At 68.2% G+C, this 26,776-nt stretch carries 24 protein-coding genes and 1 tRNA gene; 8 read left to right on the top strand and 17 right to left on the bottom strand.

Features of this window, described 5'->3' with window-relative positions:
• The 8 genes from H5J31_RS34300 to H5J31_RS34265 form a co-directional block, all read right to left on the bottom strand.
• The coding region (locus H5J31_RS34300; protein WP_181776831.1) for a solute symporter family protein at positions 1–1,380 on the bottom strand (1,380 nt) is incomplete at its 3' end.
• The gene (locus H5J31_RS34295; protein WP_181776830.1) at positions 1,377–1,721 is read right to left on the bottom strand and encodes a DUF485 domain-containing protein; all 345 of its coding nucleotides are present in this window, start codon (positions 1,719–1,721) and stop codon (positions 1,377–1,379) included. The genes H5J31_RS34300 and H5J31_RS34295, both read right to left, overlap by 4 nt.
• A gap of 139 nt (positions 1,722–1,860) precedes the next feature.
• A complete protein-coding gene (locus tag H5J31_RS34290) occupies positions 1,861–3,651 on the bottom strand; it encodes a sodium/solute symporter (RefSeq protein ID WP_181776829.1) in 1,791 nt (596 codons plus the stop codon).
• A gap of 31 nt (positions 3,652–3,682) precedes the next feature.
• Positions 3,683–4,207, bottom strand: a complete 525-nt coding sequence (locus H5J31_RS34285; RefSeq protein WP_181776828.1) for a DUF485 domain-containing protein — start codon at positions 4,205–4,207, stop codon at positions 3,683–3,685.
• A gap of 6 nt (positions 4,208–4,213) precedes the next feature.
• Positions 4,214–5,050, bottom strand: a complete 837-nt coding sequence (locus H5J31_RS34280; protein WP_181776827.1) for a LytR/AlgR family response regulator transcription factor — start codon at positions 5,048–5,050, stop codon at positions 4,214–4,216.
• Positions 5,051–5,207: 157 nt separating this feature from the next.
• Positions 5,208–6,626, bottom strand: coding sequence for a carbohydrate-binding protein (locus H5J31_RS34275; RefSeq protein ID WP_181776826.1), 1,419 nt, complete (start codon positions 6,624–6,626; stop codon positions 5,208–5,210).
• 186 nt (positions 6,627–6,812) lie between these two features.
• Positions 6,813–7,658 carry a S49 family peptidase gene (locus H5J31_RS34270; RefSeq protein ID WP_181776825.1) on the bottom strand — a complete coding sequence of 282 codons (846 nt, stop codon included), beginning with the start codon at positions 7,656–7,658 and terminating at the stop codon, positions 6,813–6,815.
• A gap of 19 nt (positions 7,659–7,677) precedes the next feature.
• Complete coding sequence (locus H5J31_RS34265) at positions 7,678–8,985, bottom strand: histidine kinase (protein ID WP_181776824.1); 1,308 nt, start codon at positions 8,983–8,985, stop codon at positions 7,678–7,680.
• A gap of 169 nt (positions 8,986–9,154) precedes the next feature.
• On the opposite strand from H5J31_RS34265, the gene H5J31_RS34260 reads away from it, so the two are divergent.
• Positions 9,155–10,285 carry a serine hydrolase domain-containing protein gene (locus H5J31_RS34260; protein ID WP_181776823.1) on the top strand — a complete coding sequence of 377 codons (1,131 nt, stop codon included), beginning with the start codon at positions 9,155–9,157 and terminating at the stop codon, positions 10,283–10,285.
• 1 nt (position 10,286) lies between these two features.
• Here H5J31_RS34260 and H5J31_RS34255 read toward each other — a convergent pair whose 3' ends face one another.
• The 3 genes from H5J31_RS34255 to H5J31_RS34245 form a co-directional block, all read right to left on the bottom strand.
• Positions 10,287–11,150 carry an Fpg/Nei family DNA glycosylase gene (locus H5J31_RS34255; protein ID WP_181776822.1) on the bottom strand — a complete coding sequence of 288 codons (864 nt, stop codon included), beginning with the start codon at positions 11,148–11,150 and terminating at the stop codon, positions 10,287–10,289.
• A gap of 32 nt (positions 11,151–11,182) precedes the next feature.
• Positions 11,183–11,623 (bottom strand): DUF983 domain-containing protein, encoded by a 441-nt coding sequence (locus H5J31_RS34250; protein WP_181776821.1) that lies wholly within the window; start codon positions 11,621–11,623, stop codon positions 11,183–11,185.
• A 106-nt stretch (positions 11,624–11,729) separates the two neighbouring features.
• Positions 11,730–13,295, bottom strand: coding sequence for a sigma-70 family RNA polymerase sigma factor (locus H5J31_RS34245; protein ID WP_181776820.1), 1,566 nt, complete (start codon positions 13,293–13,295; stop codon positions 11,730–11,732).
• Positions 13,296–13,492: 197 nt separating this feature from the next.
• Between H5J31_RS34245 and H5J31_RS34240 the strand changes: the two genes are divergently transcribed.
• Positions 13,493–13,565 (top strand) — tRNA-Gly (locus H5J31_RS34240).
• Between the two features lie 275 nt (positions 13,566–13,840).
• On the opposite strand, the gene H5J31_RS34235 is transcribed toward H5J31_RS34240, so the two are convergent.
• From H5J31_RS34235 to H5J31_RS34210, 6 genes are all read right to left on the bottom strand, one after another.
• Positions 13,841–15,589, bottom strand: coding sequence for an ArnT family glycosyltransferase (locus H5J31_RS34235; protein ID WP_207899253.1), 1,749 nt, complete (start codon positions 15,587–15,589; stop codon positions 13,841–13,843).
• 156 nt (positions 15,590–15,745) lie between these two features.
• Positions 15,746–16,306, bottom strand: a complete 561-nt coding sequence (locus H5J31_RS34230; RefSeq protein WP_181776819.1) for a hypothetical protein — start codon at positions 16,304–16,306, stop codon at positions 15,746–15,748.
• Between the two features lie 468 nt (positions 16,307–16,774).
• Entirely contained in the window at positions 16,775–17,176 is a 402-nt protein-coding gene (locus H5J31_RS34225) for an immunity 7 family protein (RefSeq protein ID WP_181776818.1), read from the bottom strand.
• Positions 17,177–17,214: 38 nt separating this feature from the next.
• Complete coding sequence (locus tag H5J31_RS34220; RefSeq protein WP_181776817.1) at positions 17,215–17,754, bottom strand: DUF2716 domain-containing protein; 540 nt, start codon at positions 17,752–17,754, stop codon at positions 17,215–17,217.
• Positions 17,755–17,941: 187 nt separating this feature from the next.
• A complete protein-coding gene (locus H5J31_RS34215) occupies positions 17,942–18,550 on the bottom strand; it encodes a hypothetical protein (RefSeq protein ID WP_181776816.1) in 609 nt (202 codons plus the stop codon).
• 75 nt (positions 18,551–18,625) lie between these two features.
• On the bottom strand, positions 18,626–19,132 hold the full coding sequence (locus H5J31_RS34210) for a hypothetical protein (protein WP_181776815.1): 507 nt from the start codon (positions 19,130–19,132) through the stop codon (positions 18,626–18,628).
• A 171-nt stretch (positions 19,133–19,303) separates the two neighbouring features.
• Between H5J31_RS34210 and H5J31_RS34205 the strand changes: the two genes are divergently transcribed.
• The 6 genes from H5J31_RS34205 to H5J31_RS34180 all read left to right on the top strand — a co-directional run.
• Entirely contained in the window at positions 19,304–20,500 is a 1,197-nt protein-coding gene (locus H5J31_RS34205) for a flagellar basal body-associated FliL family protein (protein ID WP_181776814.1), read from the top strand.
• 144 nt (positions 20,501–20,644) lie between these two features.
• The gene (locus H5J31_RS34200) at positions 20,645–22,003 is read left to right on the top strand and encodes a flagellar basal body-associated FliL family protein (RefSeq protein WP_181776813.1); all 1,359 of its coding nucleotides are present in this window, start codon (positions 20,645–20,647) and stop codon (positions 22,001–22,003) included.
• Between the two features lie 15 nt (positions 22,004–22,018).
• Entirely contained in the window at positions 22,019–23,362 is a 1,344-nt protein-coding gene (locus H5J31_RS34195) for a methyltransferase (RefSeq protein WP_181776812.1), read from the top strand.
• A complete protein-coding gene (locus tag H5J31_RS34190) occupies positions 23,359–25,281 on the top strand; it encodes a glycosyltransferase family 4 protein (RefSeq protein WP_181776811.1) in 1,923 nt (640 codons plus the stop codon). The genes H5J31_RS34195 and H5J31_RS34190 overlap by 4 nt, the downstream gene beginning before the upstream one ends.
• Positions 25,274–25,819, top strand: coding sequence for a hypothetical protein (locus tag H5J31_RS34185; protein ID WP_236005564.1), 546 nt, complete (start codon positions 25,274–25,276; stop codon positions 25,817–25,819). The genes H5J31_RS34190 and H5J31_RS34185 overlap by 8 nt, the downstream gene beginning before the upstream one ends.
• Positions 25,816–26,776: glycosyltransferase family protein (locus H5J31_RS34180; protein WP_181776809.1), on the top strand; the 961-nt coding region annotated here is incomplete at its 3' end. The genes H5J31_RS34185 and H5J31_RS34180, both read left to right, overlap by 4 nt.

The following is a 26,776-nucleotide window of genomic DNA, read 5'->3' as shown; positions in this document are numbered from 1 at the left end:
GATGACGCACACGCTCAACCCACCGTAGATGCTCCACAACGCGCCTTGGGTGTTGAACCGCTTCCAGAACAGCGAGTACAGGATCGTCGGCAGGTTCGCCGACGCCGCCACCGCGAAGGCCAGCGCCACCAGGAACGCCACGTTCTGGTTCTTCGCGAGGATCCCGCCGACGATCGCGACCGCCCCGATCACGAGCGCGGTGATCCGCGCGACGCGGACCTCGCTGTCCGGAGCGGTCTTGCCTTTCTTGATCACGTTGGCGTAGACGTCGTGCGCGAACGACGCCGACGCCGTGATCGTGAGGCCCGCGACCACCGCGAGGATCGTCGCGAACGCCACCGCCGCGATGAACCCGAGCAGGATCGGACCGCCCAGTTCGAGCGCCAGCAGCGGCGCCGCCGAGTTGGTCGTCCCCGGTGCCTTCGCGATCACGTCCGGGCCGACGAGCGCGCCCGCGCCATAACCGAGCACCAGCGTGAACAGGTAGAAGATGCCGATCAGCGCGATCGCCCACACCACCGAACGACGAGCGTCCTTCGCGGTCGGGACGGTGTAGAAGCGCATCAGGACGTGCGGCAGGCCCGCGGTCCCGAGCACCAGCGCGATGCCCAGCGACAGGAAGTCGAGTTTGGTCGTGCCGGTCTTCCCGTACTGCTTGCCCGGGCCGAGCAGCGCTTCACCGGTCGCGCCGCCCTTGTCGACGGCGGCCTGGAACAGGTTCGAGAGGTTGAAGCCGTACTTCCCGAGCACCCACAGGGTCATCGCGAACGTGCCGGCGATCAGCAGGACGGCCTTGATGATCTGCACCCAGGTGGTGCCCTTCATCCCGCCGATCAGCACGTACAGGATCATGATCACGCCGACCACGGCGATCACCAGGTCCTGGCCGAGGTTGCCTTCGATGCCGAGCAGCAGGTTCACCAGACCGCCCGCGCCCGCCATCTGCGCGAGCAGGTAGAAGAACGAGACGGCGAGCGTGGAGATCGCGGCCGCCGCGCGGACCGGTCGCTGCCGCATCCGGAACGCGAGGACGTCGCCCATGGTGAACTTGCCGGTGTTCCGCAGCAGTTCCGCGACCAGCAGCAACGCCACCAGCCACGCGACGAGGAACCCGATCGAATAGAGGAAACCGTCGTAGCCGTTGATCGCGATCGCACCGGCGATACCCAGGAACGACGCCGCGGAAAGATAGTCGCCCGAGATCGCGATCCCGTTCTGCGGACCGGTGAACGCGCGTCCGGCGGCGTAGTAGTCGGAGGCGGTCTTCGTATTCCGGCTGGCCCGGAAAACGATCACCAGCGTGATCGCCACGAACACCGCGAAAATGGTGATGTTGAGCGCCGGATTGCTGCCCTGGACGCCCGCGGCCAGCGTGCTCACCGTTCGGTCCCTTCGACCTCATGCCGGATCTTGTCGGCGAGCGGATCGAGTTTCCGGTTCGCGTACCGGACATAAAGGCCGGTGATCACGAAGGTCGACACGAACTGCAACAGGCCGAAGACCAGTCCGACGGTGACGTTGCCGAAGAGCTTGGTGCTCATGAACCCGGTCGCGTAGTCGGCCAGGAGCACGTAGAGCAGATACCAGAGGAGGAACAGCGCCGAGACCGGGAAAACGAATACCCGGAGGCGGCGGCGCAGTTCGGTGAATTCCGGACTGGCCTGCACCTTTTCCCAGTCGGATTCCGGGTCTGACCCGAGGTCTTGATCGGTGTCGCTCACAACGGACCTCCCACCTGCCGCAACCATTCGGTGATTTCGTCGCCACGGAAGATCATGCCCCTCATAGGGCGTGAAAGGGGCAATCCATTTGAGTGAACGGTACGACTCTGAGTAGACCTTCGCGACTCGACCGGGTGAACTACTTCCGGTGACGGCCCTTTCCGGTCGTCCGTGTCTTCTCCTCGGCCTGCCCGAACCGGGCGACCGCACGATCCCGCATGAACCCGAGCGGATCCGGCGCGTGCAGCCGCAGCATCACGCCGTGGACGTCGTCCGGTCGCCCGTAGCCGGTGGCCCGGCTCACCACGTAGGTGGTCAGGAACGCCGCCGGCACGGTGATCAGCGCGGGCTGGTTCGAGAACCACGGCGCCCAGCCGCCGGTGTACTTGCTGACGATGTTGACCACCAGCGCGGTCAGCACCAGGCCGCCACCGACGATCATCCCGGCCAGCGCACCGGGCCAGCTGAGTTTCCGCCACCAGACCCCGAGCAGCAGCAGCGGACTGAAGGTGGACGCGGCCAGCGCGAACGACATGCCGACCGAGAGCGAAAGGTCTTCCGAGGGCAACAGGACGGCCAGTCCGAACGGGATCAGCGCCACGATCCCCGTCGCGACCCGGAAATCTCGGACGCGGCCGGGCAGCACGTCGGTCGACACCACCCCGGCGACGCTCACCAGCAGCCCGGACGAACTCGAAAGGAACGCGGCGAACGCGCCGGCCGCCGTCACCGCGCCCAGGATCTGCCCCCAGAGTCCGGGGAGGACCGCGGACGGCAGCAACAGGACGGCGGCGTCGGTCTTCCCGGTCACCAGCAGTTCCGGGACGTACATCCGCGAGAGCGCGCCCAGCAGCGTCGGGAACAGGTAGAACAGCCCGAGCAGCAGCAGGACGTGCACCGTCGTGCGGCGCGCGGCCTTGCCGTCGGGGTTGGTGTAGAAGCGGACGAGCACATGCGGCAGGCCCATGGTGCCGAGGAACGTCGCGAGGATCAGCGAATAGACCTGCAGCAGGTCGGTGAGGCTGCCCGAACCCGGCCGGAGCCAGTCGCCGTTGGACGCGGGTGCTTCGCCGACCACCGGGACCGGGGTGCCCGCGGTGAACTTCAGCGTCGTGCCCTTGGAGACCTTGTGCGGGGCTTCCGGGCTCCACACCGCGAAACCGTTGGCGCGCGCGCCTTCCACCTGCCCATATGCCTCGAGAACGGTCACCGAGGCGACGTTCAGCGTGACGTCGGTCTGGACCGAGACCGTGGTGTTCTCGGTGAACGTCGGCGGCGCGGCCTGTCCCAGCGGACGCGCGCTGCCCGGCCCGCCGGAACCGACGAACACGATGCACAGCACGAAGGTGGGCACCGCGATGGCGAACAGTTTCAGCCAGTACTGGAAGGCCTGGACGACGGTGATGGCGCGCATGCCGCCCGCGATCACGTTGAACATGACCACGCCGCTGACCAGAAGAGCGCCCGCCCACACCGGCACAGGCAGGATCGTCGCCAGCGTCAGCCCGGCGCCCTGCAACTGCGGGACCATGTAGAGGATCCCGATGAACACCACGAACGTCGTCGAAACCCGGCGCAGCAGGGTCGAACCCAGCCGCATCTCGACGAAGTCCGGGAGCGTGTACGCGCCGGATCGCCGAAGCGGCGCGGCGACGAACAGCATCAGCGCGAGATAGCCGGCGGTGAACCCGATCGGGAACCACAGCGCGTCGGCGCCGTCCTTGAGGACGATGCCCGCGACACCCATGAACGACGCGGCGGAAAGGTACTCACCGGAGATCGCGGCGGCGTTGCGCCGGGAGCGCACGGTACGCCGGGCGACCAGGAAGTCGTGCGTGCTGACGGCCGAACGTGAGGAGCGGTGCCCCAGGTAGAAGGTCAGGACCGCGACCAGCACGATGCCGGCGATGGCCCACGGATTCAGCTGCACAGAAGGGATCCTCGCATGTGCAGCTCCGCAATCAGTTCTCGATCATGTCAACGAAGTCGCGCTCGTGCCTTTCGGCGAGCCGGTTGTACCAGAGGCCGATGCCGAACAGGAACGGGAAAGGCGCCACGCCGAGGATCAGCCAGGGCAACGGAAGGCCCACGACGCTCACCTGTCCGAAGGAGGGGATCAGGTAGAAGAGCACTGGCAGCGAGCACAGCGTGACCATCACCAGGAGCGCCAGCAGGGAGGCCGTCCGCAGCTGGATCTTCACCAGATCCTTGACCAGGAGTTTTCCCCAGCTGGTCTGCTCTTCGAGTTCGACCCTGGCCCGCAGGGTGCTCGTGGCCTGCCGCGGGTCGGCGAGGATCACCCGTTGCCGTTTGGGTTTCGCGTGGTGTTCGGGCTTCGCCTGCTCGTGTTTCGGCCCGGACGGCGCACCAGGGACCGGCTCGACGACGGCGCCTTCGGGCAGCGCGGGCTTCTTGTTCCGGCCCTTGCCCAAGGTCGGGTCCGGCTCGCGGACCCCGTTGACCCGGCGGTAGTAGTCGTCGGTCATGTCCCGCTACTGCGTCGACCGGCCGGAGCCGACCAGCCGGTCCTTGAGCGCGCGGGTGCGGCGGCGGCTCACCGGCAGCACCTTCTCCTCGTTGCCGATGACGACCTGGTAGCCGCCCTGACCCATCCGCAGCTCGGTGATCAGCGGCAACGCGACCAGGAACGACCGGTGGATGCGGACGAAACCCGCCTTCTCCCAGCGTTCTTCGAGTTGCGCGAGCGGAATACGGACCAGGTGGCTGCCGTCGGTGGTGAACAACCGGGCGTAGTCACCCTGCGCTTCCACCCAGCGGACCGAGGAACGCGGGATCAGCTTGGTCGTACCCGCGAGTTCGACGGGGATGACCTCGTCGTCGTTCTTGACCTGGCCGAGGGGTCCGGCACCGGGCGGGGGCGCGGCGTTGGCGGCGAGTTTGTCGATCACGCGGTTGATCGCGCGATCGAGCCTGTCCTGCTGGTACGGCTTCAGGACGTAGTCGAGCGCGCCGAGGTCGAAGGCGTTGACGGCCTCTTCGGCGTGCCCGGTCACGAAGACCAGCGCGGGCGACGGGCGCAGCGCGGCGAACACACGGGACATCTCCATCCCGGACAGTCCGGGCATGTCGATGTCGGCGAACACCGCGTCGACGATCGGCAGGCCGCGGGCCTTGCGGTCGCCCAGCCTCGGGTCGTCGGTGGACAGCAGGCGCAGTGCCTCCGAAGCGTCGATCGCCGGGAAGACCAGGGCGACGTGCGGGCTGTTCCGGAGACAGTGGACCAGTTCGTCTAGCCCTTTGGGCTCATCGTCCACCGCCAGGACAATGAGCTTCCGGGTGTCATCGTGAGCACTCACAGTGAGTCGCATAATGCCCATTGCCGGGTCCCCTGTCCAGCCCGCTTCACGAAAGTCGAACGAAAAGGACGGCACCGCCCACCCCCGCGCCTGGGGTGGCCGGTGCCGTCATCTTTTCCGGTGGCACGAACCGCCTCGCCGTGCCACATCTCTTCCTTCCCGCGCCTCGCTAGGGCGTGAAGGTGAACCAGTTGACGCTCACGAAATCGGCGGGCTGTCCGCTCGTGAAGGTCAGGTAGACGTCGTGCTTCCCGGTGACGCCGCTGATGTTCGCCGGTACCGTCCGCCAGTTCTGCCAGCCACCGGTGTTGGCGACGGCGAAGCTGCCGACAGGTGCGTTGGCGGGACTGTCGAGCCGGACTTCGACGAGGCCGCTCACCCCGCCCGCCGCACCGGACGCCACGCGCGCCTGGAACTGCCTACCGGTCTGCGTCCCGAAATCGACACCTCGATACAACGCCCAGTCACCGTTGCCCGCGGGACCGATGTTCTGGCCGCCGCCGCTGTCGGAGGTGGACTGCTTGGCGATACCGGCCGCCTGGCTGTAGGCCTCCGCCTGGATCGTGCTGTACGCACTGCCGCCGCCAGGAGTGCTCGTCGTCGTCGGTGTGGTCGGAGTCGTCGGAGTGGTCGGGCTCGTGCCGCCACCGCGGGTCAGGACGGTGACGTAGTCGACCAGCATCGGATGTCCCGGCACGATCCCCGGCCCCGGCGTCGTGGTGCCGGAGTTGTTGTTCGGGAACGCGCCGCCGATGGCGACGTTCAGCAACACGAAGTAGCCCGCGTGGTCGGTCATGTTGGCCCACGTGGTGGCATCGACCTGGTTCTGGCCGACCGAGTGGAACTGCTGCCCGTCCACGAACCAGCGGAACACGTTGGGGCTGACGCTCGTGTCCCATTCGAAGGTGTAGGTGTGGAACGCGCTTTGGCAGCTGGCACCGGGGCAGACCCGGCTGCCGACGAGGCCGGTGGTCTCATTGCACGGGCCGCCGGGGTTGACGCCGCAGTGCAGCACGCCCCAGACCGAGTTGATCCCGTTGACGTTCTCCATGATGTCGAACTCGCCGACGGCGGGCCAGTTCCAGTAGTTGCCGCGATACGGCGAACCCAGCGCCCAGAACGCGGGCCAGTAGCCGAGAGCCGCGGCGCCGGTGACATTCGGCATCTGGAGGCGGCTTTCGATCCGCAGCGCGCCGCCCGACGGCGGTTTGAAGTTGGTGCGCTGGGTTTCGATCCGCGCCGAGGTCCAGTTGCCCGCGCCGTCGCGCAGTGGCGTGATCCGCAGGTTGCCGGCGCCGTCCTGGGAGAGGTTGGCGGGATCGGCGGTGTAGTTCTGGATCTCGCCGGTGCCCCAGTTGCCCGGGCCGCCGGGGTAACCGTGGCCGGTGTCGATGATCCAGTTCGCGCTCGACGGGAGCGAGCCCGCGGCGCCGGTGAAGTCGTCGGCGAAGACGGTGGTCCAGCCGGACGGCGGGGGCGGGACGGCGGCCGAGGCCGGGAGCGTGAGCGGGACCGCGATCAAGGCAGCGCCGAGCGCCGAACCGAGCGCGATCTTCCAGCGGCTCCGACGTGGAGAATTAACGGACATCGGACCTCCTCGTCATCATTGTCGAGGGTTTGTTGCTGTTCACAACAAAGCGGTATGTCCGATATGACACCTGGTCTGAACCACTTACGCCTACCACCGTTCGGGTGAATCCGCCCGGTTCCCCAACGCAATGAACGGCCCGTTCCTTGCGAAATTTGCCAGGAACGGGCCGTTCATTGCACGAGATCAGAGGCCGAAGCGGCTCCAGGCGGCCTTCTGCTGGACGGCGTCGAGCAGCGCGCTCGCGGCGGCGGGTGCGCCGATGCCGAGCCGCGCGAGGAGCGCCTTCTTCGGTTCGGCGACCGCGATGTCGGCGTCCGGGTACCGCTCGGTGATCACTTGGCGGAGGCTGCCGACGCCGTCGATGAGCCCGAGTTCGAGCGCGCGGGCGCCGAGCCAGACGTCGCCGGTGAACAGGTCTTCGGTGTTGGCGAGCTTGTCGCCACGGCGTTCGGTGACCCAGTCGACGAACAGCTCGTGGAGCTGGCTGTGCATCTTCTTCAGCCACTCGACGTCTTCGGGCTTCTCCGGGCTGAACGGGTCGAGCCGGGACTTGTTCGCCCCCGCGGTGTGCAGCCGCCGCTCGATGCCGAACCGCTCCAGCAGGCCGGTGAACCCGAACCCGCCGCTGATCACGCCGATGGAGCCGACCATCGACGTCCGGTGCGCGTAGATCTCGTCGGCCGCGCAGGCCAGCCAGTAGCCGCCGGACGCGGCGACGTCCTCGGCGAAGGCCAGGACGGGCACGTTCTTCTCGTCGGCGAGCTGACGGATCCGCTCGGCGACCAGGCCCGACTGCGTCGGCGCGCCACCCGGCGAGTTGATCTGCAGCGCGACGGCCTTCAGCCGGTCGTGCGCGAACGCGCGGGTCAGCACCGTTTCGACGGCGGCCAGGTTGATCGACCCCCTGGCCAGGGGTGACGGGCTCGGCGTGATCACCCCGTGCAGCTTGACCACGGCGACGACGTCCTTGCGCTCACCCCGGTCGCCGATCATCGGAAGACGGGAGGTCAACTTGTCCGCAACGCTCATACGGCCAGGTTACCGACGTTCAGGACGGCAGCACGCCGCTGCGCGAACCGCTCACCCCGCTGGCCTCGTTCGGACCGCCCTGCGGCGGGACTTCGGGGCGCTCGGCGGTGGCGTCGACGGAGAAGTCCGGCAGGTTCGGCCGCACACCGGGCATGAACTTCGGCACCCGCAGGGTCACCTTCATGCCCGCGCCGGGCGCGGTTTCGACCATGAGCGCGTAGTCGCGGCCGAACACCTGCTGCATCCGCTGGTTGATGTTGCCGAGCCCGACGTGCGCACCCGTGCGGTGCTGGCTGCGGAGGTCCGCGAGTTTGGCGGGCTCCATGCCGATGCCGTCGTCCTCCACGCTGATCAGCGCCTCGGCGCCGTAGTCCTCGGCGATCACGGTGACGCAGCCGCCGGCCGGCTTCGACGCGAGGCCGTGTTTGACCGCGTTCTCCACCAGCGGCTGGATGATCAGGAACGGCACGACCACCGAGAGCACCTCGGGCGCGATCTTCATCCGCACTTCGAGCCGCCCGCCGAACCGGGCGTTCTCGATGGTCAGGTACCGGTCGATGTTCCGGAGCTCCTCGGCGAGCGACGTGAACATGCCCGACGTACGGAACGAGTAGCGCGTGAAGTCCGCGAAGTCCTGAAGCAGCTCTCGCGCTTCCTCCGGGTCCGTCCGGATCAGCGACGAGATGGTGTTGAGCGCGTTGTAGACGAAGTGCGGCGAGATCTGCGCGCGCAGCGCCTTGATCTCCGCCTGCTGCAGCTGGTTCTTCGATTCGTCCAGCCGCGCCAGTTCGAACTGGGTGCAGACGAACTGCGCGACGGCGTCCGCCATCTGCACCAGCCGTCCGCGGGTGCGCCCGACGACCAGCAGCGCCGCCTCGGTCTCGCCCTCGACGATCAGCGGCACGATCACCGCGGTCCGCATCCGGCAGGTGCCGCGGTGGTTGCACGGCATCTTGTCGTGCGCGACGACCTCGCGGCGGTGCTTGCGGATCGCGTTGCCGATGGCGTCGACGAGGTCGACGTAGTGGTCGTTGGCCTCGCCGTCCCACGAAAGCAGCGTGCCCTCGCTGTCGGTGATGCCGACGGCGACGCAGTCGAGCATCTCCAGCAGCTGGCTGGTGATCTTGTCGGCGACCTGTTCGTCGAGACCTTCGCGAAGGTCCGGCGTCGCCTTCGACATCCGGTGGACGGCCTGCAGCACCGCGTTCTCCACGATGCTCGCCGGCCGCCGCAGCTTGATCAGCAGGACGACCACGAGGACCGCGAGCAGCGCCGCGACACCCCAAGGGATGATCTGCGCGATATCGAGCCCGGACACGGCGTCCATGCTCTGCGCTCGACCAACCGGGTGCAAGGCCTACTCCCCACTTTCTGTTGAGTTGTGACAACTGAGGGTGGGGCCGACCCTACCCAAGACCGGGGTGTCCTCCCCATGGTCACTCCCCGTGGGACCGCGAAGACTGTGTGCAGGCAATCGCTTCCGGGGGTGGAACACCATGCACAGGTTGGGGAGGGTCGCGGTGGGGACGCTGGCGGGGGTACTGCTGGCGAGCGCGTCGGCGGGGACGGCGGCCGCGACCGAGGATCCGGTGCGCGCGGCGGTGGAGGAGCTCGTCACCGCGGGGGGATTCCCGGGAGCGGTCGTCCAGGTACGGAACGGTGAGGCGGTCTCGCGCTTCGGCGCCGGATACGCGAACCCGGTGACCCGCGAACCCGCGGGGCCGCATCACCGGTTCCGGATCGCCAGCAACACCAAGGCGTTCGTCGCCGCGGTGGTGCTGCAGCTGGCGGGCGAAGGCTCGCTTTCACTCGACGATCCGGTGGAGCGACGACTGCCGGGCGTGGTCCGAGGACCGGGCTATCGACCGGACGAGATCACGCTGCGCATGCTGCTCAATCACACCAGCGGCGTGCACGATCCGCTCGATCCGCACTTCTTCGACCCGTACCTCGTCCAGGGGAACCGGGCGCACATCTATCCACCGTCCGAGGTGATCCGACGGTCGCTGGTCGACCCGCCCCTGTTCGCGCCGGGCGCCGACGTCAAGTACTCGAACACGGGATATCTGTTGCTGGGCAAGGTGATCGAGAGGATCACGCGCAACGACGTCCGCGAGGAGATCCAACGGCGGCTCCTCGATCCGCTCCGTCTCGACCGGACGTATTTCCCGGTCTGGTCGCCGTTCCTGCGCGGTGCGCATCTGCACGGATACGACCTGAGCAAACCCGCGAAGGACATGACCGTGTTCAGTCCGTCGTACGACTGGACCGCCGGCGCGATGGTCTCGACCGTCGACGATCTCGCGACGTTCCACCGCGCGCTGTTGGCAGGTCGGCTCCTCGAACCGGCGCAGCAGGAAGAACTCGAACGACTGGTGCCGCACAGCGAATACGGCGCCTATGGCGCGGGCATCGAGACACTCAACGTGCCGTGTCCGGGCGGGCCGAAGACGTTCTGGGGGAACACCGGCGCGGGGCCGGGGTTCTACAGCGTCTCGCTGAGCAACGAGGACGGCTCGAAGCAGATCGTGCTGGCGCTGAACGTCTACGACCTGGCCGCGGAGCTGGCGAAGAAGGCGCCGATGCCGAGCAGGCCACTTCCGGCCGTGGCCGCCGCGCTGTGCTGAATCACTTCAACAGACGCGACATCCGCCGGTCAGCGAGGGGTTTCCCGCCGGTCTGGCAGGTCGGGCAGTACTGGAAGGACTTGTCTGCGAACGAGATCTCGCGGATCGTGTCGCCGCAGACCGGGCACGGCAGCCCGGTCCGCGCGTGCACCCTCAGCCCGGAACGTTTCTCGCCCTTGAGCCGGGCCGCGGACTGGCCGACCGATCGCGTCACGGCGCTGGTCAGCACCTCGCGGATCGACTCGGAAAGCCCGTCGAGCGCCCCTTCGGACAGCTTTCCCGTTGTGGCGTAGGGGGAAAGCTTCGCCATATGCATGATCTCGTCGGAGTAGGCGTTGCCGATCCCGGCGATCAGCGACTGGTCGGTCAACGCCGTCTTCAGCCGCTCGGTGCGCCCGGTGAACAGCTTCTCGAGCCCGGCCCGGTCCAGCGAAAGCGCGTCCGGTCCGAGCCGCGCGATGCTCGCGACCTCCTTCTCCGGGTCGCGCACGATCCAGACGGCCAGGCCCTTCTTCGTGCCGGCCTCGGTGAGGTCGAAACCCGGGCCGGCGGCCGCGTCGAGGTGGACGCGCAGCGAGATCGGGCCCTTGCCGGGTTTGAGCGGGGTCGGCGACAGCGCGTCGGACCAGCGCAGCCAGCCCGCCCTCGCCAGGTGCACGACCAGGTGGAGGTCGCCGACGACGAGGTCCAGATGCTTGCCGAACCGGCCCGCGCCGGTGACCTCGCGGCCGTGCAGCTCCGTCCAAGGCGGTGTCGCCGTCTTCAGCACGCTGAGGGACGACACGTCGACGCGGAAGACCGTCTTGCCGACCGCGTGTTCACGCAGGTGGTGGGCGAGCGCTTCGACCTCGGGTAACTCGGGCATGGCCCCAGTCTCGCTTGTTCAGGCCGCCGCGACTACTCCACCGGATGCAGTGGACCGTCGAAATCCGGGAGAGAGTGCTTCTGGATGGTCTTGCTGATCTTCGAAACCTCGCCGCGCACGGTGAACATGCCGCGGATGGTGCCCACCCAGCGCTCGGACGGACGATCGCCCGCCAGATCGCCCTCGGTCTCGGCGACCACGGTCCACGGACGGCGCAGGATCCACCGCAGTGGGAAGAACAGCGCGGTCAGCAGCAAGGCCAGCGGCACCCAGGACGGGATCATCACGTCCGTCGGGGTCCACGCGATGAGCACGATCGCGAGGAGCGCCGTCACGACGATCATCGCGATACCCGGGCCGTAGCTGCCCGCCACATCGTGCTCGAAATCGTCCGCTGTCGCGGGAGCACGCCATTCCATCTGGGCTCGGACCACCCAGTCACGGCCGTCCTCGCCGTGCACCAGCCGGTTCATTCAGTCGCCTCCCGCGCGGCCGCTCGCTCGTGGTGAGCGAGCTCAACCGTACCGTGATGGCGGCAGGATTCGCGAGACTTCGAAGGCGATAGGTCCCTCGCGAGCGTTAAGGGCAGGTCGGGTAGTCGACACCCGGTTCCGGGTAGTGGGATGTCGGCTTCACCGGGCTCGACTCCGTTTCCGACGTATCACCGGAGGGCGTTCCGGTGGTCGAAACGTCGCTGTCCGACGTCGTCGAAGAAGACTCTTCCGGGTCAGTCGTCGACTTCGGTTCGGTCTGTTCCGAAGGGTCTGTCGACTCCCTGGGAGTGGTCGTCGTCGGACTCAGCGACTCCTCGGTCGGGTTGAGCGACTCGGGCGGGATGTCGTCCCGCTTCGACGTGGTCTGATTCGTGCCGGTCTCCGGCGGGACCTCGTTGCGCGGCGCGGTCTCCTCCTGCGGCGGAACGAGCCCGGGCTGCTGCGGCGGCTGCTCGAAGTCGTCGCCGCCGAGTTCCTTCCGTGAGCCGCCCGCACCCGGGAGGCTCGGCACGTCGGCCGCGCCCAGCTGGGCACCCGGGCCGAGCCCGGTCTTCACCGGTATGGAGCCCTTGCCGTGGAGCTGGTCCTCGGCGACCCGCTGCGGCGGGAGCTCGACAGGCTGGCCGGGACCCGGCGGGGCCACCTGCGCCGGCAGCAACGCCAGCTCCGGCAGACCTCCACCGGACAACCCGATGGTGTGAGTGACGTCGGTACCGAGCACGGCCGGACCGGCGACGATCCCGACGGCGCCCGCGGCCGCCGTCGACGCCACCGCCATGCCGACCTTGACCTTCGAGCCGAGCAGAACGCCCTTGATCGAGGCGGCCAGCCCGGACAACGCCCCGGACGACCCGCTCGCGTAGAGACCGGCGGCCCCCGGCAGCAGCAGGGCCACCACACCGGCGTGCGCCCGCAGCGAGGAACAGACGTCGCGCAGTTCGTCGTGCGTCGCGCGGCAGGACTGGCATGCGATCAGGTGGGTCTTGATCCGGGTCGCCTCGGCACCGGTGACGCTGCCCGCGGTGAACCCGCCGAGCTTCTCCACCACCGCCCGGCACGAATCCGGCCCTCGGTTCACCGACAGATGCGCCTGCAGATACGCCGCACGCAGCCCTTGGCGCGCCCGGCGCGCCAAGGCCGCCGTCGCGTTCGCGCTCAGCCCGAAATGCGGTGCGACCATCGCGGGCTGCTCGCCCTCGACCTCGGTCTGCCACAGCACCGAGCGCCAGCGCTCCGGCAAACTCGTGAACGCGGTCGTGATCAGCGTGTGCTCGGCCGTGCGGGCATGCGTATCCGCCCCCGCCCCGGCCCGGAACGTCAGCTCGTCGTCGCTCACCGGAACGTCACGGCGAGCGCCGTGCCACTCCCAGGAGACCCGGCGGGCCACCGTCAGCAGATACGCCCGGACGTAGTCCCGCGGCCCGGCACCCCGGCGCAACGCCTGAAGCACCCGGAAGAAGGTTTCGGCCGTGATGTCCTCCGCCTCCGACCGGTCGGAGGCGAGACTGCGCGCCAGTCTCCGCACCGCGGCGGCGTGAAGTTCGAAAAGCTCCCCGAAGGCGGCGTCCTCCCCCTCGCGGAGCCGCTGGAGCAATGCCTGCTCGTCGGATTCCGAGGCCGCCTGAAGCGGCACCGTGCCCTGCTCGGTCATCCGGCCAGGCACCTCCTCCCCGAAGGACTCACCATTCGGTCGAATGGGGACACCATACGGAGGTATGCAGCCGTCGTCACCCCTTGTACGCCAGCTGTGACACCGAAGCACCTGTCGGGGTGGGTTAAAACCGCTACAGACGGTCGGTGTATGGTTGTTCCACTGCTTCAAACGAGTGTTGAAGCGGTGAGCAACATGCGGATGTAGCGCAGCTGGTAGCGCATCACCTTGCCAAGGTGAGGGTCGCGGGTTCGAGTCCCGTCATCCGCTCGCAAGTGGGAGTGATGTGTCCAGGGAAAGCCTGGACCATGACTTACTCACCATAATCCCCGGGAGCCGAGCCCCCGGAACCCCACGGTTCGTGTAACTCACCCTCGCGGGTGGGTATCTGGCGCGAACCCCTGAAGGTACTTAGCCTTTTCAAGCAATTCTTTTCGGTTACTACGTGCTACATGTCCGGTGAGCGGAGTCACACGACCGTAGTAATTCGAGTTTGTGCATATGAGGGGCCAGGGCGCACCGGCGGAAACCGGTGCGCCCTCCACTCAGGACGGGACGCAGGCGGGCTGAGGCCGGTGCCAAAGGGTCACCGACCGACCGTTCGGCAAGGGCCGCGTCTCGACCGGGGCGAACCCCGAAGCGGCCGCGGCGGCGGCCATCGCGGGCGGATCCACCTTCGGCAGGAACTCGTTGTTCAGCCCGGTGGCGGTGAACAGCAGGCAAGCGGTGCTCGCGTCGCCGGAGATGCTGTCCTGATACCGGGTCAGCCAGCGCTCGTAGTCGGGCTGCGAGTTCCCCGCTTCGACCGGCCTGATCTGCGGCACGGCCACGCCGTAACCCAGCTTCCGGAGCACGGCCAGCTGAACAGTGTTGGTGTTGAAGATCCGATCGCGGAACCCGAACGCCGTGACCCCGCGGATCGCGTGCCGGTCGACGATCTGCTGCGCCGCCCAGTCGGCGACGACGATCCACTGCTTCGCGTCCTCCGCGCTCACCGGCTCCGGATCGGTGGTCTCGACGCCGAGACCCGCGTACTTCTGCGGGACACCCCGGCCGTCGGTGATGGTGACACGCCCGACCACCGGCAGCTCGGCCTCCCACAGCCGCGCGGTCGGCGCCCGGAGATCCAGTTGCGGGACCAGCGCCACCAGGCTGATCACCGCGACCACCACCGGCATCGCCTTCCGCAGCCGGACGTGCACGCGATACAGCCCCCACAGCGCGAGCAGCGTCATCGAAGGAGCCAGCGGGAGCGTGAACCCGTTCCCGGTGGTCTTGGACGTGACGAAGGCGGAGACCCCTTCCACCACGAGCACCGCCGGCGGGAACAGCGGCGAAGCGACCATCGCCTTGGCCGTTTCCTTCAGCCGGCCCGCACGCAGCTTCCGGATCGCGACGATGACGGCCACCACAAGCCCGACACAGATGAAGAGGACGTGCGGCAGGTACTGCTCGAGCGTCAGCAGGTGAAGCCGGTACGTCCAGGCCGCCGGGTTGAAGATCCCCGCCTCGGTCCCGTACTCGGCGGACTGCGGCCCGTATCCGAAGCCGGTCAGATAGCGATACACCTGCGCGCCGTTGGGGATCAGCCAGATCGCGGCGACGCCGACGGCCGCCACCGCGGCGATCCCGAAGCGGATCAGGCTCTTCTTACGATCCGGCGAGAGCACAGCCTGGATGAACGCGGCGAGCACCAGGGCGGGCACGAAGGCAATGATCATCGTCCTGGTGAGCGGCATGAGCCCGACGAAAACCCCGAAGGCGATCGTGGACCTGGTCTTCGTCAGCCCCTCGGAGCGGATGAGGAAGTAAATGGCCGCCAGCGTCACAGCGGCGGCAGGAGCTCCGAAGTGGTAGGCCCTGGCCTCGACGATCACGCCGGGCATCGTGGCGACCAGCGCCGTGGCGAGCCACGCGAACGGCCTGCCCGCCACCCGGTTCGCCACCGCGTGCGTCAACAGGATGATCGCCAGGCCTGCCAGCATCGGAACGGCGAAGGCGGCCACCACGCTGGTCCCCGTCACGAAGAACTGGAGTGAAGTCAGCGCGGGGGTGACCGGAGCCTGGATCCCCGGCGCCTCGACGGCCTGGATCCAGCCGAGCACGCCGTCACGTACGGCCGCGTAGTGGTCGTTGAGCGCCATGCCGATGTAGCCGGCCTCGTCGATTTCCAGAATCTGGCCCTGGCGATAGCTGATGAGCCACCGGACGTTGATGGCGAGCCACACGACCGCCACGCCGAACAGGACCCATGTGTTCACCTGGACGCGGCGAATCCCCCTGGTCAAGACCATGGTCGAAATCTAACCCGCGGCCCGGGAGCGGTCGGAGCGCGGGCGGCTTGAAGGGTTCGTACTCGGCCTCCTGCGCTGACCACGGCGCTGGGTCCACGCGGTCGGGAACGCGTCAGTCCCCGCCTCGGGATGACAGCACAGGTCAGCGCCCGGTGTTCACCGCAGATCGTCGATCGAGGCGTCGATAAGGGAGTGGAATTCTTCCATTCGCTCAAGCTTCTTCGCCGCCCCCAGAACCCAGGCCGCCCTTTCCGTCAGAGATTTGTCGAACAAACCGCAGATGGAAATTAAGTCAATGCAGGCGGTTCGCACATCGTGGTCAGGATGCGTTTCCAGCAGCTCGACATAAATCGGAAATCCACGGCAGACTTCACGAAGAAACTTGGCGCGAACATCCAAATACTCATCGTCACCGCGCACTTCACCCTGCCCTGTGGCCATATCGTCAAGCAACCCGAGGATGAGATCCAACGAAATCTCGGAGCGGCTCCAGGTGGCGTGCACGAGACAGGACGCGAGTGCCACCGAGGCGTCGGACAACTCGGAATCCGCCGGACATACCTGCTCGATTCTGCGAACAGCGAGTTCGGCATTCTCACGCACGGTGGCTGAACAAAGGTCCTCGATCGCACCGGGTAAAACCGAGCCGTTCGAGTAAGAACCACGCACGTTCGCCCAGTCGTAGTACGTCACTATCATTTCCACCGCGAGCTCCACCTAGTCGAACAAACGCAAAATACTTGTCTTAAAAGTCGTCCGCGCACACGAGAAGGCTCCACGCCCCGAATATTCCTCACATGCTTCGCAAATTCCGACCGGCGAGGTCCGCTGCCAGGGCTTTGGGATAGATCACGCGATGAGGGCGCACTCTTGCCTGACCAATCACGCCGAGACCGCAGCATGTCCCCCACGAGGCTCGGCGATTTCCTCGCACGACACCGGGAAGGCACCATTTTTCTTTCTCGTGCAAGAAATCGCGGCGCAGACCTACCTCTCGACTCACCCTGCGAGCTAGTCGCCAGTGTCGGCAGACCACAAGGCCGGGCCGGCGCTCCAAGAGATAACTCGACGCCCCTTCGTCCCACGAAAACCCATCCTGGCGCAATAGTTGGTCTGCCAGGTGGGGTCGACGTAGACCGGGTAGGCGGCGTTCGCCAGCAGATCGGCGTCGGGCGTGAGGAAGGCTTAGATCTCGTAGCCGTCCATCACGGTCGGCGCGACCGGGGACAGGTGGTCGTCGCCGCGTTCGGTGACCAGGCCGCGGGCCATCCGGTACACCTTGAACTCGTTGTCGTGCGCGGGATCCTGGTCGTCCCAGACGTGCAGGAGACCGTACGAACCCGGCGCGAGGTCGCCGACACGGGTGAACAGGTCCACCAGCTCGGGCGCGATCGCGGTGCCGTGTTTGTCCATGCCGCCCAGGTGCAGCACCGGCACCCCGGCGGCCCAGCGGAGGTCCACCAGATCGCCGTCGTCGAAATCGCGGACGGCGCGGTGCACCCGTTCGACGATGCGCTCGAGCAGCGCCGCGTCATCGTCGCCGGAAGGGCTCGCTTGGATGGTCACCCACCCGTGATATTCGAACACCCGCCTGAGTTTAGGCAGGTCCGCCCGCCGGACGGCGGTCAGCCCGCCATCGCGGCCGGCGAACCGTTCCGCCGCAGCGCGTTCTTGAAAACACGTTCGCCGTGCTGTTCGAACGCGGGTACGAGCTTCTCCCCGTAGACGCACAGGGTCCGCTCCCACGGATGCCCGAGCGTGCCGAAGCGGAAGTCGTTCGCCAGGAACAGGTGGTAGTCCGTGCGCGGGAACACCGGGACCGGCCACGGGTCGAGCGCGGCGTGGCGATGCGGGTAGAAGCGGTACGACTGATGCTGCCAGTGCAGCACCCAGACCCACTCGTCCTCGGCGACACAGTCCTTCAGCGCCGAGAGCGCGACACGGGCGACGTCGTTCTGCTCGACCGCGTACGGGCCGAGACGGAACTCGGCCGACGACCGGTCGAGGCCCCCGGGCGCGAGATCCCACGCGACGGACGGTGCGGGTTCACGAAAGCCCGGCCAGGCGTGCGAGTACGTACTCGGCCAGAACGCGAGCTTGTCGTAGACCCAGTACCAAGCAGGCTCATCTGCGACCCTGGAGATGGCTTCCCAAGCGTTGTTCACGAGCGACCCTCGGTGGTTCGGCCGATTAAGACTGGGAAAGCTTCGTGTTCAGGGCCCAAGTTGTCCAGCTCGTGGGCATACTCCGTGAAACTGTCACCTGATCAGGTGTCTTGCGCCGCCGTCGAAACCGTGAGAATGACGGTGCGTGAACGGCGAGCCCACCGAATGCGGGCTCGCCGTCGTTCGATCACGCGGCCGCCTCCCAAAGGCTCATGAACGCCGAGGCCTCGCTCTGCACCCACGGCCGGACCTTGTCGCGATCACGCGGAGACAACGCGAACTCCTTCGAGCGCCGGACGTCGATCACCAGCGGCCGCCCGCCCGGCCGCAGCTCGTCCATGGTCTGTTCGAGCAGCCACAGCACCAGCTGCGCCGCGTCCCGGCTCAACGGCTCCTCCCGGAAGTAGAGCCAGGTCGCGTAGACCGGTCCGTCGCCCTTGCGGAGCCCGAGGTGCGGATTGATGCCGACTTCGAGCGCGCCGAGCCGCCAGCGCGCCCGGCCGACCTCGGCCAGCCGCAGGTCACGCCGCCCCAGGTAACGCAGCCAGCCATTGGCGATGTCGGTGTAGTGCGGCCGCGTGCGCTCGTCCGCGTTCTCGACCAGGGCGCGCATGACCTCCCGATCCCGCCCCGAAATCCGCCCGGCACGGATCGCGTTCGCGGCACGCAGATAGAAGTTGAACCCGCCCCGGGCCGGGTCCTCGTACTGACGGCGCCAGCGCCGCACGAAAGAGGAACGCGAGGGACCCGAGCTCGTGCTGTACCCCACGAACGTGGGCAGGGTGATGTAGGCCATCCGTGTCTGCCTTTCGCCGCTGTTCCTGCTGTACAACGCCCATTTTAGAACACATGTACGACAGAAACCGGCGCCTTACGGGTGACGTGGACGAGGTGGCCAAGGGCCTTCGAGCAGCTCGGCCGATTCTTCGAGGATCGGCACCTCGCAGACGTCGCGCGGGGTGAGATCGGTCGGGATCCAGTTGTCGAGCATCGCCGACCACCGCGTGATCCCCCGCAACGCCTGCGGCGACCCGAGCAGCGCGGCGACCTCGCCGACCAGCGCGCCGCCCGCCGCGGGTGAGAGATCGCCCTTGACCATCGCGGTGAGCCAGCCGTGGATCAGCAGCCAGCGGGCGGCCGTCGCGTCGGCGGGCAATTCGAGGCCGAGTTCGTCGACGACCTGGTCCAGAGCCTTGTCGACGGCATCGCCTTCGGAGGCCTCAAGGCCGGCGAGCAGGGCGAGGGAAGGCGCGTCGAGTCCGGCGACGATCGCGTCCAAACCGGCTTCGACCAGGTGGGACGTGCGGACCTCGCGCCCGGCGAGCCGGTCGATGGCCAGCTCGCGCAGCGCGCCGCGACATACGTCGATTTCCGTCATCCGGCACTTCCCACGTCCGCCACGGTACCGGCGGGAGCGGTCGATCGCCTCTGACCAGCCGCTCGTGAGTGATTCGGGTCGTTCTAACGACCCGAATCACTCACGACCCGTCCACCACCCATAAGGGTGCATGCAACACTGGCTGCCCACACCCGGCGGCAGGGGGCCTAAATGAGCTGGCAGGACGAGCTTCGACAGCTGGACGTCGAGCTGGCCTCGGGTCGCATCGGGCACGCCGAACACCGCAAGAAGCGGGACGAACTCCTGGCGGAGGCCTCCGGCGGGACGATGCCGTCACCGGTCCCCTCACCGCTGCGGCGCCCGGGCGGGACGTGGCACAGCACCAACCCCGCCGTGCAGCCGATCGAAGTGCCCGCCGCCACCGTCCAACAGCACCAGCCGTTCCAACAACACCAGCAGGCCTACCCGCCTCCGCCGCAGACGCCACAGGCGCCGAGGCCGGAGCAGCGCACCCAGCCGATCAGCACCGAGAAACCCCAGGCGCGCCAGAAGAAGACCGCGGTTCCCCGGATCGCCGATCACAAGACCACCGCTCCCTCGCCCGCCGACATCAATCCGACGGTCTATCTGCGTGCCGAACCGCCTCCGGTCCAGCACAAGCCGCGCCAGGTGAACCGCCCACTTCCGCCGCTGACGCCCGAACCCGGCCCTCGCCACAGCGCGCCGTCCGATGACCACACGGATTACGCGGTCGTCGGCAAGCGCAGGCCGACCGGGCTGTTCATCGGGGCGGGCGTGCTGGTCGTGCTGGCGTTGATCATCGGCGGGACGTTGTGGCTCGGGTCCTCGTCGTCTTCGAACGTCGCCGAGCAGCCGAGTGTGGCCCAGCCGCCGGACGGTCTTTCCGGACTCGCGCCGAGCAGCCAGCCCAACAGTGCCCAGACGCCGCTGGAAGACCGGCTGCCCGCGCTGCCGGGAACACCGTCGAAGGACAACTCGACGATGGCCGTCGCGAAGGGTGTCGAGCTCAACTTCTACTCGAAGGCCGCGGCCGACTACCTGACGTCCAAAGGTGTCGCATCGATCACCTACAAGGGTTCGAACGAAGGTACGAACGGTTACCTCGTCCTGGTGATCCCGGCGAACGACGCGAAGGACGCCGAGGCGATCGTCAAATACTTCCGTGAGAACTCGATCAACGCGGGACTGCGCGAGCAGCGCGTCGGCGACCGGCTCGCCCTCGTCGGCGCGAACAAGAACGGCCAGCTCAGCGGACTCGGTTACGTGTCCGGGACGATGGCCGTGACGACCTGGGTCTCGCAGCCGCTCGGCGGCGACACGCAGGCGCTCGACACCCGTCTGGAGCAGACGCTGACCTCGTTGGACACTGTTCTCCCGGCCGGTTGAGAAGCGCAGGTCGCGGGGAGATCACGATTCGACCCGCGAGGGCGCGACCAGTCAGGGCAGTGCAGAATGTGCGAGGTCACCGCAGTGGTGGTATCGCGACGGCCGGGAGCGTGCTTCCCCGCCTGAAACGGATTAAGGGGGCTGGTGGTGTCCTGGCAGGAAGAGCTGCGCAATCTGGACGAGGAGCTCGCATCTGGACGGCTCTCCGCTGACGATTACCGGCTCCGCCGTGACCAGGTGCTGTCCTCAGCGGTCGCATACGGCGACCCGTCGCAGCAGCCGGTCCAGCAGCCCGGTCAGCAGCCGCAGCAGCCCTTCCAGCAGCCACCCGCGCCGCCTCAGCAGCAGCCGCAGGCTCCTCAGCAGCAGCCCCAGCAGGGTGGCGGGACCAGCGCCGACTCGACGCAGATCATCGCGCCGGTGAACCAGCCGCAGCCGCAGGCGGGCGAAGGCGAGCGCACTCAGGTCGTGTCGAGCTGGCAGCAACAGCAGGCCGACCCGAACCGCACGCAGGTCGTGCCGCCGATGGCGTCCCCGGCAGGCGGTTTCCCGCAGCAGGGTCAGGCGTCCCCGGCGGGCGGTTTCCCGCAGCAGGGTCAGGCTTCGCCCGCGGGCGGTTTCCCGCAGCAGCCTCAGCAGCAACAGCACGGCTACCCGCAGCAGCAACAGCCTCAGCAGCAGGGCTGGACCGACACCGACGCCAGCCCGCCGTGGGGTGGTTCGGACTTCCCGCCGATCTCGCCGGTCGGCAGCACGGAGTGGGTCAAGCAGGGTCCGGAGCTGTTCGAGGACAAGCCCAAGGGCAAGGGCGGCAAGATCGCGATCATCGCCGTCGTCGCCGTGCTGGTGCTCGCCGGTCTCGGTGTCGGCGGCTACTTCGCCTTCAAGGGCGGCGGTGACGAGCCGACGGATCCGACGGCCGCGCCGCAGCCGACCCAGTCGCAGAACGCGCCCCCGACGTCGTCGGCCAAGCCGAAGACGCCCGAGGAGCTGCTGTTCGACAAGATCCCGGAGCAGTCCGGCGACGAGGACACGAAGAGCGGTGTGGTCACCGCCGCCGAACTCGCCGCGATCACCGGGATGGACAAGGCCGAGGCCGACCTGGTCATCGCCGCCGGCGTGAAGCAGGTCGCGTACCGCGGCTCGCAGAAGCAGCCGGACGAGACCGGCCCGCAGCCGGCGAAGATCTCGATCACGGTCATCCCGCTGAACAGCCCCGGTGCCGCCGGTGACCTGGTCAAGCAGCTTCGCCAGTACCAGACGACCACCAAGTTCGTGCAGATCACCGAGCCGCTGCCGGGTATGCCGCCGAAGCTGAACTTCCAGAAGAAGATCGACGGCGACAAGGGCAGCTACCGCGGCACCTGGATCAGCGGGAACAACATTATCCGGGTGGACATCCTGCAGAACCCGCTCGGCGGGGAAGAGGGCGAGAAGGCGTTGAGCGGCACGTACCAGCGTGCGGTGAAGAAGACGCTGGAAAACTACGCCGTCACCAGCTGAGCAGGGGCGGAGCGGATGACCGCCGAGAAGGCACGGCTGCTCACGACTCTGCTCTCCCTGGCCGAGGACACCGGTTCGTTGTCCGACGAACTGCACTTCGCCGGCTGGGACGCCTCCGAGCGCACCCCGCTCGACCACGGCGCCGCGAACGTCCTCCGGGCGCTCGTGCTGCCGCGGACGGCGCGAGTCCTTGAGGTCGGTGCCGGTTTCGGCGGTCTGACGCGGTATCTGGGCGAGGTCTCGGAGACGGTGCACGCCGTCGAGGCCGATCCGGTCCGCGCCGCCGCGGTCCGGTTCCGGACTCGCGGTCTCGGCACCGTCGAGGTGCACGACCGGCCACCCGCCGACGGTTACGACCTGGTCGTCGTCCAACAGCCCTACGCGACGCGAAGCCTGCTGGACTCGGTTCGCGAGCGTCTGGCGCCGATGGGCGCCGTCGTGGTGCTGACGGCGTCGCGAGGTGTCGCCAAGACGCTCGCGGCGTCGGGGCTCGAAGTGCAGCGCGAACTGCTCTGTTCACCCGGCCACGAGGTCGCACGCGCGGTGCGAAGCGCGCAGATCGACATCGAACTCCCCCGGCTTTCCGCCGCGATCACCGGCGGTCCCGCGAACGGCCTGGCCCTGTTGTGCGGGCCCGGCGCCGCCGCGCTCTGGCCCGCGTACCGCCTCGCGACCTACTTCAACACCTCCGAGCGCGCCGCTTTCGCGTGTACGCGCGCCGACGTCGTCCGGACCGGCGAAGGCGCCGAAGTCCGCCGCACGCCGCTTTTCCCTTCGCCGCCCGTCGCAGGGATCTCGGTCGGACCGTGCACCGACAAGGTCTACGACGCCCCGACGATGGTCGAAGTCCTGCTCGCCGAACCGGAACGCGTCGCGGAACTGCTCACCGGCTGGCGGGATCTCCTGCGCGCGGAGGCCGCGCGCGGGGTCGAGGCGCTCTGGGATCTGGTGCCGCACAACGTCCTCGTCGACGGCGGGACGCTGCGCCCGATCGATCTCGAGTGGCGGCACTCCGGTGTCGGTGTGCCCGAAGTGGTCGAACGCGGAGTGCTGGTGCTGGCCGACAAACTGGCCGACGCGGGCTGGTCCGCGGCGGCGGACGGCGGTTCGGTGCACGACCTGGCGGGCTGGCTGGGCGTGGTGATCGGCCTCCATCCCTCCTTTGTGGACAGTGCGATGGCACGCGAGGTCGCGTTCTCGACGATCGGCTCGTGCGGCACCGCGCACGGCACGGACGAGGTCCGCACGTCGATCGCCGAAATCTGGCGAACGCGTTTGGCGAGGACCGTCCACAGGTACCGTTCACCCAAGGTCGGCGCCGGTGTGGCGGCGAACGAAGACGAGGTAGCGAAGCGATGACGAGCCTGCATACCGCCGGCATCCTGACCCCGGACCGGCCGGTCGGGCACCTGTTCGAACTCCGGGGCTGGACGACCGGGATCAGCCGGATCGACGAGATGTCCGTGACCATCGCGGACGTCGAGGCGAACCTGTTCCCCGAGCCCTGCCCGGGCGCGCCCGAAGGCACGTTCGGCTGGCGTGCGGTTCCCGCCACCTGGGTTCCCGCGGGTACCCAGGACATCGTCGTCGCCGGGCCGGACGAGCGGATCCTGAACCAGGCGACCGTCCACGTCGGCACGCTGCCGGGCGACGAACCGCTGTGGCTGGGCGAGCTCGAAGCGCCGAAGCAGGGAAAGGTCACCGAAGGGCACGTCGTCTACGTCACGGGCTGGGCCATGCTTCAGGGTCGCGCGCCGAGCCTGATCGAGGTCATGGTCGAGGGCGGCGGCACGGTCAGCGCGCGTACCCGCCTGCCTCGCAAGGACGTGCCGAAGGAATTCCCCGGCTTCGACGACGCCGCCGTCAGCGGTTTCGAGGCGTGGGTCCCTGTCGACCTCCCGTACGGCGAAGAGCGGACGCTGTCGCTTCGCGTCCGGTACCGCACTGAAGGCATCGGCGAGGTCGTGTCGCCGAAGCGCACTTTCACCCTTCGCAACCCTGTCGCGGACCCGGACGACGCCGAGCTCTCCGACGAACTGGCCGGCGACACCGCCCGCGCGATGGCGCGCGTGAACATCCCGACCGATCCGAAGCACGTGCTGGTGTTCACGCACAGCCTCGGCGTCGGCGGTGGGCAGTTGTGGCTGCAGGAACTGCTGAGCCGGATGGTGACCGACCACGGCTGGCAGGTCAGCCTGGTCAGCGAGACCGACGGCCCGCTGCGCGCGGACTGCCACGAACTCGGCATCCCTGTGCACGTCACGACGCACTACCGGAACCAGACCGTCCCCGCGTACGAAGGCCACGTCGCCGAGCTCGCACGCTTCGCGAAGTGCTCCGGAGCGGGCGTCGCGCTCGTCAACACACTCGGCGGCTTCGTCGGTGCGGACGCGGCGAAGCGCGCCGGAATGCCGACAGCGTGGGTGATCCACGAAAGCTTCTCGCTGCCCGCGTTCGCGTACCAGAACTGGGGCCCGGTGAAGCCACCCGCCGCGGTCTGGAAACGCTGGGAGAGCACGCTCGCCGAGACCGACAAGCTGCTGTTCGTCGCGGACGCGACGCGCGAGATGTTCCTGCCGTACAGCAAGCCTGAGCGCTGCCAGACCGTCCGCTACGGCACGCCGATGCACAAGTTCGGCGGCCGCACGCGGTCGGAGACGCGGCGGCAGGCGCGCACCATGCTCGGCTATTCGCCGGACGACATCGTGCTGGTCAACATCGGCATCGCGGAATCCCGCAAGGGGCAGGCGCCGCTGATCTCGGCGATGGAGCGGATCCACAAGGTCCACCCCGAGGCGAAGCTGTCGATCGTCGGCCTGCACCCGTCGCCGTACGGGCTGGCGATGGAGGAATCGGTCGAGCGCGCCGGGCTGGAGGACGCGGTCAGCCTGGTGCCGATCCAGCCGGATCCGCTGCGCTGGCTGCAGGCCGCCGACATCTTCGTGAACAGCTCCGACATCGAATCGCTGCCGCGGTCGATCCTCGAAGCCGTCTGCTGTGGCATCCCCGTCGCGGCGACCGACGTGTTCGGCGCACGGGAGATGATCGTCGACGGCGAGACGGGCTGGCTGTTCGAGACCAACGACGTCGACGCCCTGACCGCCGCGTTGCTGCGCGCGCTGGGCACTTCCGCCACGCGCCGCCGCGAGATGGCGAAGGCCGCGCACGAAAAGCTGCTGCCTTGGCTCGACCCGGCCGGCTATGCGCGCGAGTACTCCGAAATCCTGACCGAATTGGCCCTGCACGGCCAGAAGAATGGGGGCGTCCACCATGTCTGAGGACAACGCTGAGATTCCCGGCCGCGTCCAGGCCGAATTGACCCGGTTGCGGGCCGAGCGGCAGGTGTTCACCGCCGAGCAGGACCGGCTGAAGGAAAAGCTGGCCGAGACGGAGCACGAATTGCGCGAAGCGACCGCGGGCGCGTCGGACGAAGGCGAGTCCGCTGCTATCAACCAGAAGCTGGCTTCGCAGCAGGAAGAGCTGGACGTCGCGAAGGCGCGTACGCGGGCGTTGGAGGCAGAGGTCCTCCTCGCTCACCAGCAGCGGGACTCGCTGCGCGCGGAACTGAAGACCTGCCGCGAGGAGCGGGACAAGCTGCGGCTCGCGCTGCTCGACGCCGAACTCGTCGTTTCGGCGGGCGTCGTCGACGCGGACATCCTGCCCGGCGGCGAACCGTCGGCCGACCGCCAGCGCCTGCTGAACGCGGAACGCCTCGCCGCCGAAATGGCCCGCGAACTCGACGCCACGCGCCGCACCGTCAGCTGGCGGGTCACCGCACCGCTGCGGGTCGTGCGGAAGAAGATGGACCGGCCGTGACCGAACTCTGCTTCGTCTCCGCCGAGGGCGGTTCCGCCTTCATGGAGGAGCTGCTGGAAGTGGTCGCCGACGCCGTGCGCACCGCGGGCGGCAAGGCCAGGACCGCGGTCGGCAAGTACCCCGAGGGCGGGGCGGACACGGTGTACGTCGTCGTACCCCACGAGTACTTCGTGACCACCCCGGACGCCGACTTCCCGACCGCCGGACAGTGCCGTCGCACCATCGGTTTCTGCGTGGAGCATCCCGGCACCGCGACCTTCGAACGCAACGCCGAGCTGCTGTCCATCCTGGGCGGCGCCGTCGACATCAACCACGATTCGACCGACGAACTGCGCCGGCGCGGGATCGCCGTCGAGCATTTCCAGCTCGGCTACACCCCGCTGTGGGACCTGTGGGGCGGCGACCTCGACAGCCCGCGCGATCTCGACGTCACCTACCTCGGCACGGCCGAACGGCGGCGTTCGGTGCTGCTCGGCTCGTACGCGCGGGACCTCGCCGGGCTGCGGACGCGGCTGCTGACCCCGCCGCACGAGCCGATGACCGGCGCGCGCGTCGACTTCCTGCCGGGCAAGGCGAAGTTCGAGCACCTCGCGCGGTCGCGGTTCCTGCTGAACCTGCACCGCGAGCAGAAGCAGACCCTGGAATGGGTGCGGACGCTCGAAGCGATGACCAATGGCTGCGTGGTGATCAGCGAGACCTCGGCCGATGTCGAACCGCTGGTCCCCGGCGAGCACCTGGTGCTCGCGCGGCCGGAGGCGCTGGGTGCGGTCGTGGCCGCCCTGGCCGAAGAGCCCGAACGTGAACGGCATCTGCGTTCGGCCGCCTACGGCTTCGTGAAATCGCTGGACATGACGGCGTCCGCGCGGCGGCTGATCGACCTGGCGTCGTCGCTGGGTTCGACGCCCGCGGCCGACATCGCTCCGGCGCGCGCGCTCGCGACGAGCCTGCGGAACCCGG

The sequence above is a fragment of the Amycolatopsis pittospori genome, from assembly GCF_013870525.1.
In the GTDB taxonomy this organism is placed as follows: domain Bacteria; phylum Actinomycetota; class Actinomycetes; order Mycobacteriales; family Pseudonocardiaceae; genus Amycolatopsis; species Amycolatopsis pittospori.
This window is presented reverse-complemented; position numbering and strand designations above follow the sequence as displayed.